The sequence below is a fragment of the Bradyrhizobium sp. sBnM-33 genome, assembly GCF_032917945.1.
In the GTDB taxonomy this organism is placed as follows: Bacteria; Pseudomonadota; Alphaproteobacteria; order Rhizobiales; family Xanthobacteraceae; genus Bradyrhizobium.
On record NZ_CP136624.1, the window covers coordinates 5,294,990 to 5,307,857 of the forward strand.

Here is a 12,868-nt window from a genome sequence, read left to right on the forward strand (position 1 = left end):
TTGCCGAGGGGAAACTGATCCCGGATTGTGCGGAGCCTGTCATCGGGCGCGCATTCGCGCGACCCGTTGGCTCCATCCGGGCTACAAGAACCATCACGCCGTCAGGTCGGCAAATTCCGGGTTTCTGCGCAGATAATCCACGACAAAGCCGCAGCCGGCGATGACCTTGCGTCCGTCGGCGCGGATCAGTTCGAGCGCGCCCCTGATCAGCTCAGAAGCGATGCCGCGGCCGCGCAGGGCGCGCGGCGTTTCGGTATGGGTGATGATGACCGCCGCGGGCGTGATGCGATAATTCGCGAACGCCACGGCGCCATCGACGTCGAGTTCGAAACGGTTTTGAGTCTTGTTGTCGCGGACGGCGGCCATGCAGCGATTCCCGGATCATTCACCGTTTCATTTAGGGACATGAACCCGTCGATGCAAACCAGCGACGAAGGGACAACTGGCTCGCTGGGGTTTGCTGATATGCTGTCTTGAGCCTGACCGCCAGCATTGCCGGGCAGCGCGGTGATATCGGCGCCCGACCGCCTCAACGAGCCGGCTGGTGCAATCGCGAGAGCCTGCAGCGGCTCGGTGCAGCGCAAAGGGGACGCGCACGCGCACAGGATCTTTGCGGGCGAGGCCTTGCAACCGGGGGCGGGGTTCCTACGTCTTTCGGGTGACATACGCTGCTGAGGCGGCCGGGTCTGGGCTAGGTATCGGAAGTGTTGTGATCGCGGCCGCCGACGTATGCCTCTTTTCAAGGGGAGGTCTACAATGTCGGGCTTTGGTTTCTTCAGCAAGCATCGCACGTGGGAAGACTGGCTTGGCATGCTCCTTGGCGTGCTGATCGTGATATCGCCGTGGTTTCCCTTCTCCAGCCACGACGTGATGGATGCCGAACGTAGCACCATGATCCTCAATACGTTCGTCGTGGGCATGCTGGTCTTCGGTCTGGCCCAGCTCGAATATGTCGCACTGCAACGTTGGGAGGAGGTGGGGGAGATCGCGCTCGGCCTCTGGCTGGCCGCCTCGCCCTTCATGTTCGGCTACGCCGGCGACGACATGCTTCGGGCCTGGCACATCGCCCTCGGTGGAATCGTCGCCCTGCTTGGCGCCCTTCAGCTCTGGCAGGACTGGCGCTTGAGCGATCAGGACCTGGCCAATCATCCGCAATAATTCAGGAGAGCCCGTCTGCTCCACATGGCTGGCGGGCTCTCGATTCAATCCTAAGACTTGAATGAGACGCTAAACAGGACGCGGACCGATCACGGGCTGCCGTCGACGGCATCCTTGATGTCATCGATCTGCCATTGGCCGACGCAAACCATTGCGCGGGGCTTATGGACGCAAATGCGTGGCTGGGTCATGGTGATGCCGGTCGGCCGGCCGGGAAGTTATCATGGCCAGTAGCGTCCGACGGCGGATTTGAGCTGACCGCGGGCTTTCTGCTATCGTTGCAATGAGATGTCTATGACTGTTATCCGAAGCGTAATGGTTGATTCCCTGTGACTGAAACGGTGACCATTCCTACCCCGCGCGGCGGTCTGGCGCGGATGTCGCGCCGGGTGATGAATCTGGCGCATATGCTGACCCAGAATGCCCGCCGCCATGGCGACCGCATTGGCTTCATCTGGGGCGATAAATCCTGGACCTGGCGCGAGATCGATGGTGCCGTGTCGGCGTTGGCCGCCGGCCTCGCCGCGCGCGGTATCGCCAAGGGCGACCGGATCCTAGTCCATTCCAAAAATTGCGATGAGATGTTCTGGTCGATGTTCGCGGCCTTTCGGCTCGGCGCGGTCTGGGTGCCGACCAATTTCCGCCTGATGCCGGACGAGGTCGCCTATCTCGCCAGCGCCTCCGGCGCGAAGGGGTTTTTGTGCCATGGCGATTTCCCCGATCACGCTACGGCGGTGGCCAATCCGGCGCTCGAATTCATCTGGCGAATCGGCGAGGGCGGCCTCGGCGAGAAGGCGGTCAGTGATGTGATTGCCGAGCACGCTGGCGCCAAGGTCGAGAATGCGGCGGTCGACTACGACGATCCCTGCTGGTTTTTCTTCACCTCCGGCACAACCGGGCGCTCCAAGGCTGCGATTCTTACCCATGGGCAGATGGCCTTTGTGGTAACAAATCATCTCGCCGATTTGATGCCGGGCACGACCGAGATGGATGCCTCGCTGGTGGTCGCGCCGCTGTCGCACGGCGCCGGCGTGCACCAGCTCGTACAGGCCGCGCGGGGCGTACCGACCATTCTGCTGCCGTCGGAAAAATTCGACATTGCGGAAGCGTTCCGGCTGATTGAAGCCCATCGCGTCAGCAACATCTTCACCGTGCCGACGATTTTGAAGATGATGGTCGAGCATCCCGCCGTCGACAAATACGATCATTCCTCGCTGCGCTTCGTGATTTATGCCGGCGCGCCGATGTATCGCGAGGACCAGAAGGCGGCGCTGAACACGCTCGGCAAGGTACTGGTGCAGTACTTCGGCCTCGGTGAGGTCACTGGCAACATCACGGTGATGCCGGCCAGTCTGCATGACGCTGAGGACGGTCCGCAGGCGCGCATCGGCACTTGCGGCTTCGAGCGCACCGGGATGCAGGTGTCAATCCAGGGCGACGACGGGCGCGAGCTCAAACCGTTCGAGACCGGTGAGATCTGCGTGATCGGTCCCGCTGTGTTCGCCGGCTATTACGATAACCCTGAGGCTAACGCGAAGGCGTTTCGCGACGGCTGGTTTCGTACCGGCGATCTCGGCCACATGGACGAGGAGGGATTTGTCTACATCACCGGCCGCGCCTCGGACATGTACATCTCCGGGGGCTCCAACATCTATCCGCGCGAGGTCGAGGAGAAGATTCTCACCCATCCCGCGATCGGCGAGGTGGCGGTGCTCGGCGTGCCCGACCCGTTCTGGGGCGAGGTAGGGGTTGCCGTCTGTGTCGCGCGCGAGGGCGCAGCCGCGGTGAGCGAGGCCGAGCTGGCGGCGTTCCTGGCGCCCAAGGTGCCGCGCTACAAAATGCCGAAGCGCTTCTTCTTCTGGGAGGCGCTGCCGAAATCCGGTTACGGCAAGATTCCGAAGCGGCTGGTCCGCGATGAGCTGGAGGCGAGGGGACTGCTTGAGACCAAAGCGTTTTCGAGCGAAGTGGCGCCCGGTTCGCGTGTGGAAAACGCGTCCAATGACAACGTCTCGAAAACAGGCAGTTGAGCCGATGCGCAGCATCGCGCAGCCCGGGCCGCCCGCGCCCGAGCGCATCCAATGGGTCGAGGCACGGGGACGGGCGTTTTCGTTCACGCTGCAGGCGGACCTGCCGCTGCTCGAGGCTGCGCGCCGCGGCTTTGCCGAAGCCGGATTTTCCGGCGGCGTGTTGAGCATGCGGGGAGGGGCACTCGGGCCGTTTGCCTATGTGATGCCGGCGCTGTCGAAGACCGGCGCCAATGCCGCGTTCTACAGCGATACGTTTCGGCCCGCCGGCATCACGCGGCTGAAGCTCGGCGCGATGACGCTCGGCGATCGCGACGGCGCGCCGTTCTTCCATTGCCACGGTCTGTGGACCGAGACAGACGGACATCTGCATGGCGGCCACATTCTTCCCGAGGAGAGCGTCGTCGCCGAATCGTTCGCGGTGGAAGCGTTTGGCATCGATGGTGCGATGTTCACGGCCGAGCCCGATCCCGAGACCAATTTCAAATTGTTCGGGCCGGTCGCGTGCGCGAGCACGGAATCCGAGACCACCAGCCGCGCCTTCGCCTTGCGGCTGCGGCCGAACCAGGATTTTGCCGCGGCGCTGGAGACCTTCTGCCGGCAGCACGGAATCCTGCGCGCGCGGATTCACGGCGGCGTCGGCTCCACCATCGGCGCGCATTTCATCGACGGCCGAACCGTGGTGCCGTTTGCGACCGAGCTTGCGATCAAGGCCGGCGCGATCGCGCCTGGCGCCGACGGCATACTACAGGCTGAGCTCGATGTCGCGCTGGTCGATTATCTCGGCGGCATCGCCGAGGGACGGCTGATGCGCGGCGACAATCCCGTGCTGATGACGATGGAGCTGGTGCTCGAGGTGGTGTGACGACGATTCCCATGACGCGCTGTCATGCCCCGCGAAGGCGGGGCATCCAGTACGCTGCGGCCCATCGCTCAATCGCTGCGCTCTCTGGAATACTGGGTCACCCGCCTTCCGCCTTCGTTCTTTGAGCTACGGCGGACAAGTCGCGGTTGACGACGGTCTGTAGGGTGGGCAAAGGCACGCAGTGCCGTGCCCACCATCTCTCCAGTAGCATCATTGCGAATGGTGGTCACGCTGCGCTTTGCCCACCCTACGCAGCCACTTCACCTGAAGTGATAGTTCACGCCAACCTTGATGGTGTGGAAGTCGAGCGTGCCGGAATCCAGCGGCAAGCCGCCCAGATTATAGGTCTCGCCGCCGAGGCTGGTGTACATGTATTCGGCCTTGGCCGACCAGCTTGGTGTGAACAGGTATTCGAGGCCGCCACCGACGGTGTATCCCGAGTGGGTCTGGCTATCCGAAAACGTCGTGCCGAGCGCTGAAATCGAGGCCTTGTGGTTGGCCCACGCATAACCGCCCTTGGCGTAGATCAAGGCCGCATCCATCGCGAAGCCGGCGCGGCCGGTCACGCTGCCGAATGAGTTGATCTTGCTTTCCGTCGTGAGCAGGATGCCGCCGATGTCTTCGGTGATGCTGTCCTTGATGCTGGCGCCGGCGGCGTCCACTTCGACACCGAATACGAACTGGCTGCCGGGAAGCTGCCAGTTGTAGCCGATCGTACCACCGCCGAAACCGCCGCTGGCATCGCTATCGCTGCCGCCCCAGCCAAAACCGCCCATCGCGCCGATGTAGAAACCGGACCAGTTGTACGCCGGAGACACCACCGCCGGTGCCTTGGCGTAGGGCCGCGCCGGCATGTCGGCGGCCGAGGCCGCGGTCGCGACCGAAAGAGCCGCGCCAGCTAGAAGTAGTCGTTTCATTTTTTGTCCCCTGAAGTTGAACACTCGTATAACCCCCTGCAGGCCGCCATAGCGGACCGATTGCACCGGCATGGTGACGTATCGTTTTCGGAAAGCGGGCGCGAACGCGCCCCCAAAGAGCCGTCTGCAAGCGACGTTCGCGCGGATGTGAGAACGTCGCTCGCAGGTTAACCATACGTCATGTATGCCGGCAAAAATTGGACCGAAGCGCGTCCGCGCATTGGCGCGGGCAGGTTGCTATTTCGACAGCAGTGCGGCGACGTGTAGCGTGAGATGCGTTCGCGAGCTGCGCGATAGGCGGCTGCATTCGCTCGATGTTTGTCCAGTTGCCTATCGCAATGAAGGCTAGAACTACGTGAACTCGTAACCCCGGCGAAGGCGGGCAGGACGCGCTACCATCGGGCACAGCTTTGCTTCACCGCCGCTTGCGGACGTGAACGTTGATGTCGAGATCGATATTGCTGACGCAGGTCTGCGTCGTGCGGTGCGAGCGGCCTTCGTGCCAACGGCCCCCGCGCGTATGGGCATTGCTGACATTCGCCAGCTTCAGGCAGCGCCATTGCGGTAGCGGGCCTGAGCTTTCGCCGGCAAATTGCCAGGCGAGCACGACCTCTTCGCCGCTTTTGTTGGTACCAATGATGTGCGGGCACAGTTCGCGGGCGCGGCCGTCATAGGCGCAGACGACCTGCTGCTCGCGGAGAATGGCGTCGCGGAAAAGGGTGTAGGCGGGGCTCGGCATCGGGCGGGGTGCCATCTAGGATTGTACGACATTGTCTGTATAACCCTTACGAATGACTTTGTTCCGCGGGGCTGCGAGCCATGGCTTACAAACGCAATCGTGCGATCAATCTGCCGGCGCCGTACCTCAAGCGCATCTGGCTCGAGCCGGCGCGGATCACCAACCGAGAGGCCTATCCGTTCTGCCTGCCGCTGCTGCGCGATGAGTTCGAGCTGAGCTTCAATAAGGCGATTACGATCATCGTCGGCGAGAACGGGACGGGGAAGTCCACGCTGCTGGAAGGCATTGCCGTGCTCGCCGGCTATGATGAAGCCGGCGGCGGCAAGGGGTACATGCCGGTCGATCATTCGAAGGCCTTGGAGAAGATGGGCGGAATGTTGTCGACCGCCCTTCGCGCAAGCTGGCTGCCGAAGATCACCAACGGATGGTTCTTTCGTGCCGAGAGTTTCTTTTCAGTCGCCCGCTATCTCGATGAAGCGGCCATCGGAACGCCCGGCCCGCCGCCCCCTGATTTCCTCTCGCATTCCCACGGCGAAGGTTTTCTGCGCTTCTTCGAGGAGCGTTGCCAACGCCAAGGCATCTTCATCTTCGACGAGCCGGAATCGGCGTTGTCGCCATCGCGGCAGATCGAGTTTTTGAAACTGATGCGGCGGATGGACCAGATCGGCCATTGCCAGATCATCATGGCCACGCATTCGCCTGTCCTGATGGCCTATCCCAACGCGACGCTGCTGCGGCTGACAAAGTACGGCCTGGAGCCGGTGACGGTGCGCGAGACCGACCACTACAAAGTGCTGCGCGAGTTTTGCGACGATCCGGACGGGTTCGTGCAGGCGGCGATCGAGGAGTGAGGGGCTTGTAGGGTTGGTGGCGACGCGGAACCCTCCCTTGTGCATCGTGCGGGTACCGCTTCCGCCTACGCACGTTGAGCTTCGGCGGACAAGTCGCTCCACCCTTCCTGTAGCGTTTCTGGCAGTCATTGCAGACTTTGTCGCAGGTCGGATCACCCAAGCCGGACCGCCGTTGTGCTATAATATCGATCGAACAAGGGAAAGCAGGGAGGATGCCATGCCTCATACCCTGGTGCCCAGTGATCGCGTCGAGCGCGTGAGCGTCTACGGGCGCGACGGCACGAAGCTCGGCTCGATCGAGCGGCTGATGCTCGACAAGGTGAGCGGAACGGTTGCCTACGCCGTGATCAAGACCGGAGGGCTGCTCGGCAGCCACCATCATTGTCCAATCCGCTGGGACGCACTCCGATTTGATCCTGCGCGTCAGGCCTACCAGACCGACGTGACACTGGAGGATCTGCACAATGGCCCGTGCGAGCTCGATGACGACGCCTTCGACTGGGGCGACCGCTCGCAGCCGCATCCGCATTATTGGACGGTGTAGCGGCGCCGGCGGAGTGACCCACTCGCGGGGAGGAAGAAACGGCGGATTATGCTTGGCTAATCCGCCCTCCGCCTGCGGCCGTCAAACGAAGCTGGATCGAAGTAACCACGCTACTTGGTCACGACATCCGTCCGGAAAGACGATCGAAAGCGGATGATCGTCCGATTTCGACATCTTGCGAGCGGCGGCATTCAGTATGTCAACATAGATTTTCGCATTTCGCGGATCGCCAACTAGCGGCACGTCGGCGTGCCTGACAATTACCGGGCCGATAGGCAACCAGGATAGGTCGGCAATACATTCCTCGAGCGCGTCCCAATTCTCCCCAAAGTAGTCGGGAAAACTAAGCTTTGTAGCGAGGGTAGCCAAAAGTGCCTGTTTGCTCAAAATGCTCGCCGCGATGTTGGCGCACACGACTGCATTCTGAGACGTGCCTTCGTCTTCAAATGCGAAGAATATCTGTAAGCCCCTGCTCAACCGGCCACTCGCTTCAGCTAACCTTACTCCGCCGCTTCGCTCGCGCTGGTGCTCTTCCTCGGCTTCCCCTCCGCCTTCTTCAGCACCGGCGCCAGGAACTTACCCGTATAGCTCCGCGGCGCCTTGACGATATCCTCGGGTGGACCCCAGGCGACGATTTCGCCGCCGCCGTCGCCGCCTTCGGGGCCTAAGTCGATCACCCAATCGGCGGTCTTGATGACCTCCAGATTGTGCTCGATCACGACCACCGTGTTGCCTTGGGCGACCAGCTCGTGCAGCACTTCCAAAAGCTTTGCGACGTCGTGGAAGTGCAGCCCCGTGGTCGGCTCGTCCAGGATGTAGAGCGTGCGGCCGGTGGCGCGCTTTGACAATTCCTTGGCGAGCTTGACGCGCTGGGCTTCGCCGCCGGACAACGTCGTCGCCTGCTGGCCGACATGGATGTAGTCGAGGCCGACGCGGTGCAGCGTCTTGAAGGTTTCGCGGACGCGGGGGACGGCCTTGAAGAATTCGGCGGCCTCTTCCACCGTCATGTCGAGCACGTCGGAAATCGACTTGCCCTTGAACAGGACCTCGAGCGTCTCACGGTTGTAGCGCTTGCCCTTGCAGGTATCGCAGGTGACGTAGACGTCGGGCAGAAAGTGCATCTCGATCTTGATGACGCCGTCGCCCTGACAGGCCTCGCAGCGGCCGCCCTTGACGTTGAAGGAGAAGCGGCCGGGCTCGTAGCCGCGGGCCTTGGCTTCGGGCAGGCCGGCAAACCATTCCCGGATCGGGGTGAAGGCGCCGGTATAGGTCGCGGGGTTGGAGCGCGGGGTGCGGCCGATCGGCGACTGGTCGATGTCGATGATCTTATCGATATGCTCCAGCCCCTCGATGCGGTCGTGGGGGGCGGCGCCTTCGCTGGCGTTGTTGAGCTTGCGCGCGATGGCACGATAGAGCGTGTCGATCAGCAGCGTCGACTTGCCGCCGCCGGAAACACCGGTGACGCAGGTGAACAGCCCCAACGGAATTTCCGCTGAGACATTCTTCAGATTGTTGCCGCGGGCGTTGATGACCTTGATGGTGCGCCTGTGGTTCGGCGGCCGCCGCTCGGGGATCGGCACCGATAATTCGCCGGTGAGATATTTGCCGGTCAGCGATTTCGGATTCCGCATGATGTCGGCGGGCGTGCCTTGCGCCACGATATGGCCGCCATGCATGCCGGCGCCGGGGCCGATGTCGAGCACGTAATCCGCAAGACGGATCGCGTCCTCGTCATGCTCGACCACGATTACGGTGTTGCCGAGGTCACGCAGCCGCTTCAGCGTCTCCAGCAGGCGCGCATTGTCGCGCTGGTGCAGGCCGATCGAAGGCTCGTCCAGCACATAGAGCACGCCTGTCAGCCCCGAGCCGATCTGCGAGGCCAGGCGGATGCGCTGGCTTTCGCCACCGGAGAGGGTACCGGAGGAGCGTGAGAGCGTGAGGTAGTTCAGGCCGACGTCGAGCAGGAAGGACAACCGCTCGCGGATCTCCTTCAGGACGCGCGCGGCGATCTCATTCTGCTGATCGTTGAGCGCCTTCGGCACGCTTTCGAACCATTCGCCGGCGCGCTTCACCGACATTTCTGAGATCTCGCCGATATGCTTGCCGCCGATCTTGACGCAGAGTGCCTCCGGCTTGAGCCGATGGCCCTTGCAGGCCTCGCAGGGGATGTCGGAGAAATATTTGGCCAGCTCCTCGCGCGCCCATTCGCTCTCGGTCTCGCGGTAGCGGCGCTCGAGGTTGGTGATGACGCCCTCGAACGGTTTTTTGGTGTCGTAGGAGCGGACGCCATCCTCGTAGGAGAACTTGATCTCATCGTCGCCGGAGCCGTGCAAGAGCGCTGCCTGCGTCTTCTTCGGCAGGTCTTTCCATTTGGTGTCGAGCGTGAACTTATAAAACTTTCCGAGCGCGGTCAGCGTCTGGATGTAATACGGCGAGGACGACTTGGCCCAGGGCGCAATCGCGCCCTTGCGCAGCGTCAGCTCCTTGTCGGGAATGACGAGGTCCTCGTCGATGTGCTGCTCGACGCCGAGGCCGCCGCAGGCCGGACAGGCGCCATAGGGATTGTTGAACGAGAACAGCCGCGGCTCGATTTCGGGAATCGTGAAGCCGGAGACCGGGCAAGCGAATTTCTCCGAGAATAGAATCCGTTCCGGCCCGCTCTTGTCGTGGATCTTTGCGGTCTTCTTCTTGTCCTCGGCCGCCGGCGCGCCCGCCGGCGCGTCGGCATATTCGATCACGGCAAGGCCCTCGGCGAGCTTCAACGCGGTCTCAAAGCTCTCAGCGAGGCGCTGGCCGAGATCGGGCCGGACCACGATGCGATCGACCACGACGTCGATATCGTGTGGGAATTTCTTGTCGAGCGTCGGCGCCTCCGACAGCTCATAGAAGGTGCCGTCAATCTTGACGCGCTGAAAACCCTTCTTGAGCCATTCGGCGAGCTCTTTCTTGTACTCGCCCTTGCGGCCGCGCACGACCGGCGCCAGCAGATAGAGCCGGGTGCCTTCGGGTAGCGCCAGCACGCGATCGACCATCTGCGAAACGACCTGGCTTTCGATCGGCAATCCGGTGGCCGGCGAGTAGGGGACGCCGACGCGCGCCCACAAGAGGCGCATGTAGTCATAGATTTCGGTAACGGTGCCGACGGTCGAGCGCGGATTCTTCGACGTGGTCTTCTGCTCGATCGAGATCGCTGGAGACAGGCCGTCGATCTGGTCGACGTCCGGCTTCTGCATCATCTCCAGGAACTGGCGCGCGTAAGCCGAGAGCGATTCGACGTAGCGGCGCTGGCCCTCGGCATAGATGGTATCGAAGGCGAGCGAGGATTTGCCGGAGCCGGAGAGGCCGGTGAACACGACGAGCTTGTCGCGGGGAATCTCGATATCGACGTTCTTGAGATTGTGCTCGCGCGCGCCGCGGATCGTTATCGCGCGTGATGCGGAGCCGGCGTTGTGTTGGCGCTTCGCCCTGAGCACTTCATCCATATCGGCATTTCCAGACGCGTGGGAGACGCGCCACGTTGGGCGCGCATTGCCGGGCAAGAACCGGGATCAGGCGCCGATTAAAAGAATGCTGGAACATAGGAAGAACGGCAGGGAATTTCCAGTGCCGCGCGCGAATCATCAACGGATTGTTTGAACTGAGATCTTTCTGGCAGCAGCAGTCAGCAGTTGCGCTCGGAACTGCTCAAACAAAAAAGCCTCCGCTCCGGTTTGGCCGGAACGGAGGCTCCTGCAGCCTTAGCAGAAAGGCTTAGAAGTGATAGTTCACGCCGACCTGAACGCTGTTGAGATTGATCGTTCCGACCGGAACGCCGCCCGGGACAGTGCCGGCGAAGTAGGTCTGGCCTTCGAAGCTGCGATAGAGGTACTCGGCCTTGACCGACCATTTCGGTGCGAACATGACCTCGACACCAGCACCAACGGTCCAGCCGGAGTGAAATTGGCTGTCCGAGATGCTTACGCCGAGTGCCGTTGCAGTCAGGCGGTTATCAGACCATGCGTAGCCGCCGGTGCCGTAGATCAGGACCTGATCAAAGGCGTAGCCGACGCGGCCGCGAACGGTGCCCATCGAGCGAATAGTGTAGTCAACCGAAACGAGGCCGGGAATGCCCAGGGTCGCGCCCACGTCAGCCCAAGCGCCATCGGCTTCAACGCCCAGGACAACGTTGCCGGTCTGCCAATTGTAGCCGACAGTGCCGCCGGCGAAGCCGCCGCTGAGCGTACCCAAGCCATCGGAGTTTTCCTGCGCGTAACCGCCCATCGCACCGATGTAGAATCCGGTCCAGTTGTTGATCGCGATCGCTGCGGCGGGCGCCTTGGTGTAGGGCCTGGCAGCAAGATCGGCGGCCATCGCGGGCGCCATCCCAAGCGCGATCAGGCCAGTGGTGGTCAGCAGAATCTTCTTCACTTTCTTTTCCTTTCGCGGCTCCAAGCAACTTTCCTCAGCCGTCAATTCGAGGTTGCTGGGGCATATAGCGCAAAGTTCCCGCAAAATGCTGTCGCCGAAATACCACATTGGGTCCAAAACCGTGGAGAGAACAACCAGCGCGCGTGACAATTGCGTTGGGCTACAACCAAACAAAAAGGCCGGCGTGAAGCCGGCCTTTCCGTAGTCCCGCGCTGGCGTTGCGATCAGTACTTCGCGACGACCGGGCCACCCCAGCGATAGTTGACGCGAACGGTGACGATATCGACGTCCTGGCTGATCCGGTCGGTGCCGAAGAAGGCGCCGGTCGTGTCGACGAAGGTGTGGTCGCGGTCCTCCATGAACAGGTGATTGTATTCGACGCCGACCGACCAGTTCGGGGCGAAGCCGAATTCGATGCCCGCGCCGACCACGGCACCCCAACGGGTGTCGTCGCCGGTGGTGGCAACCAGGAGGCCCGTGGGAACATCAAAGATGCGGTAACGATCCGCGGTGACGGCCGCACCGCCCTTGACGTAGAACAGAACGTTGTTGGCGGCGTAACCGACCTGGCCCGTGATCAGGCCGAACGCATCGATGCGCGACTCGTTGCGGAGTGTCGGATCGATCAGGCTCACATTGCTGCCCTGGAAGTCGGCCCAGTTACCCTGGCCTTCAATACCGAACACCCAAGTGCCGGCCTGCCAGCGATAACCGATCTGACCACCGGCGGTGCCGCCGTCTGCGTCATGGCAACCCTCCGCGATGCTGCCGCCGGCGACCGGCAGGAAGTCCCAGCACTTGCGGCTCGTACCCCAGCCGCCGTTGGCACCGATGTAGAAGCCGGTCCAGTCATAGACAGCGGCGATCGGGGCTGGCGGCGCCTTGGTGTAAGGACGCGCAGCGAGGTCGGCCGCCGCCGCGGGTGCGGCGAACGCGATGAGAGCAACTGTAGCTAACAGATACTTCTTCATGATCTATCCCCAATTTTGTCCGCTTCCCGCTAGGCCTGAAGCGTTGTTGTGACGCGAGCACCCGCGCCGCTGGAGAATTCTATAGCGCGACTCGCGCAGAAATGGCGTGTCCCGGATGCAACAGGCGCCAGCCAAGTTTATGGAAGGAAGCTTATGATTTATCTGGTATAATTGGAACCGAGGCGGGAACTTTCGGGTTCCGTTTCGTCTCTTTCGGTTCCCCCGTGAGTTCCCGGGGGTCGCTCATAGATTGCAACGCCGCAGCAGGGCAGACGGGGGCTGTTTGTGGAACAAAGCTGGAACGCACACGTGGGCGATGCTATATGTGGATAACCGGCGACTTGCCGAGGGATCGCCAAGTCAGCGGGGCCTGTCAGTGTATAGGGTCCGGA

General features: G+C 62.2%; 12 protein-coding genes. 5 read left to right on the top strand and 7 right to left on the bottom strand.

The features are described 5' to 3' along the window. Window positions 1–93: 93 nt before the first annotated feature. Window positions 94–366, bottom strand: coding sequence for a GNAT family N-acetyltransferase (locus RX328_RS24725; RefSeq protein ID WP_213250115.1), 273 nt, complete (start codon window positions 364–366; stop codon window positions 94–96). A gap of 390 nt (window positions 367–756) precedes the next feature. On the opposite strand from RX328_RS24725, the gene RX328_RS24730 reads away from it, so the two are divergent. From RX328_RS24730 to RX328_RS24740, 3 genes are all read left to right on the top strand, one after another. Beyond that, a complete protein-coding gene (locus RX328_RS24730; protein WP_213250113.1) occupies window positions 757–1,158 on the top strand; it encodes an SPW repeat protein in 402 nt (133 codons plus the stop codon). A gap of 377 nt (window positions 1,159–1,535) precedes the next feature. Then, window positions 1,536–3,185 (top strand): acyl-CoA synthetase, encoded by a 1,650-nt coding sequence (locus tag RX328_RS24735; RefSeq protein WP_213250528.1) that lies wholly within the window; start codon window positions 1,536–1,538, stop codon window positions 3,183–3,185. A 4-nt stretch (window positions 3,186–3,189) separates the two neighbouring features. Then, entirely contained in the window at window positions 3,190–4,047 is an 858-nt protein-coding gene (locus RX328_RS24740) for a PCC domain-containing protein (RefSeq protein WP_213250111.1), read from the top strand. 260 nt (window positions 4,048–4,307) lie between these two features. Here the strand turns inward: RX328_RS24740 and RX328_RS24745 are convergent, their stop codons facing one another. Together RX328_RS24745 and RX328_RS24750 are read right to left on the bottom strand one after the other, a co-directional pair. After that, on the bottom strand, window positions 4,308–4,964 hold the full coding sequence (locus RX328_RS24745) for an outer membrane protein (protein ID WP_213250109.1): 657 nt from the start codon (window positions 4,962–4,964) through the stop codon (window positions 4,308–4,310). Between the two features lie 415 nt (window positions 4,965–5,379). After that, complete coding sequence (locus RX328_RS24750) at window positions 5,380–5,703, bottom strand: hypothetical protein (RefSeq protein ID WP_213250107.1); 324 nt, start codon at window positions 5,701–5,703, stop codon at window positions 5,380–5,382. 80 nt (window positions 5,704–5,783) lie between these two features. Between RX328_RS24750 and RX328_RS24755 the strand changes: the two genes are divergently transcribed. Then, window positions 5,784–6,554, top strand: coding sequence for an AAA family ATPase (locus RX328_RS24755; RefSeq protein ID WP_213250105.1), 771 nt, complete (start codon window positions 5,784–5,786; stop codon window positions 6,552–6,554). A 217-nt stretch (window positions 6,555–6,771) separates the two neighbouring features. Further along, the gene (locus RX328_RS24760; protein WP_213250103.1) at window positions 6,772–7,098 is read left to right on the top strand and encodes a PRC-barrel domain-containing protein; all 327 of its coding nucleotides are present in this window, start codon (window positions 6,772–6,774) and stop codon (window positions 7,096–7,098) included. An 81-nt stretch (window positions 7,099–7,179) separates the two neighbouring features. Here RX328_RS24760 and RX328_RS24765 read toward each other — a convergent pair whose 3' ends face one another. The 4 genes from RX328_RS24765 to RX328_RS24780 all read right to left on the bottom strand — a co-directional run bounded on the left by RX328_RS24765 (window position 7,180) and on the right by RX328_RS24780 (window position 12,476). After that, on the bottom strand, window positions 7,180–7,575 hold the full coding sequence (locus RX328_RS24765) for a barstar family protein (protein WP_249726263.1): 396 nt from the start codon (window positions 7,573–7,575) through the stop codon (window positions 7,180–7,182). A 23-nt stretch (window positions 7,576–7,598) separates the two neighbouring features. Beyond that, complete coding sequence (gene uvrA / locus RX328_RS24770; protein WP_213250102.1) at window positions 7,599–10,580, bottom strand: excinuclease ABC subunit UvrA; 2,982 nt, start codon at window positions 10,578–10,580, stop codon at window positions 7,599–7,601. 268 nt (window positions 10,581–10,848) lie between these two features. Further along, window positions 10,849–11,505, bottom strand: coding sequence for an outer membrane protein (locus tag RX328_RS24775; protein WP_213250100.1), 657 nt, complete (start codon window positions 11,503–11,505; stop codon window positions 10,849–10,851). A gap of 224 nt (window positions 11,506–11,729) precedes the next feature. Continuing rightward, a complete protein-coding gene (locus RX328_RS24780; RefSeq protein WP_317258495.1) occupies window positions 11,730–12,476 on the bottom strand; it encodes an outer membrane protein in 747 nt (248 codons plus the stop codon). Window positions 12,477–12,868 lie beyond the last annotated feature (392 nt).

Coding starts and splice junctions, on each gene's coding strand:
- RX328_RS24725 (WP_213250115.1), bottom strand. CDS start 366: ATGGCCGCCGTCCGCGACAACAAGACTCAAAACCGTTTCGAACTCGAC.
- RX328_RS24730 (WP_213250113.1), top strand. CDS start 757: ATGTCGGGCTTTGGTTTCTTCAGCAAGCATCGCACGTGGGAAGACTGG.
- RX328_RS24735 (WP_213250528.1), top strand. CDS start 1,536: ATGTCGCGCCGGGTGATGAATCTGGCGCATATGCTGACCCAGAATGCC.
- RX328_RS24740 (WP_213250111.1), top strand. CDS start 3,190: ATGCGCAGCATCGCGCAGCCCGGGCCGCCCGCGCCCGAGCGCATCCAA.
- RX328_RS24745 (WP_213250109.1), bottom strand. CDS start 4,964: ATGAAACGACTACTTCTAGCTGGCGCGGCTCTTTCGGTCGCGACCGCG.
- RX328_RS24750 (WP_213250107.1), bottom strand. CDS start 5,703: ATGCCGAGCCCCGCCTACACCCTTTTCCGCGACGCCATTCTCCGCGAG.
- RX328_RS24755 (WP_213250105.1), top strand. CDS start 5,784: ATGGCTTACAAACGCAATCGTGCGATCAATCTGCCGGCGCCGTACCTC.
- RX328_RS24760 (WP_213250103.1), top strand. CDS start 6,772: ATGCCTCATACCCTGGTGCCCAGTGATCGCGTCGAGCGCGTGAGCGTC.
- uvrA (WP_213250102.1), bottom strand. CDS start 10,580: ATGGATGAAGTGCTCAGGGCGAAGCGCCAACACAACGCCGGCTCCGCA.
- RX328_RS24780 (WP_317258495.1), bottom strand. CDS start 12,476: ATGAAGAAGTATCTGTTAGCTACAGTTGCTCTCATCGCGTTCGCCGCA.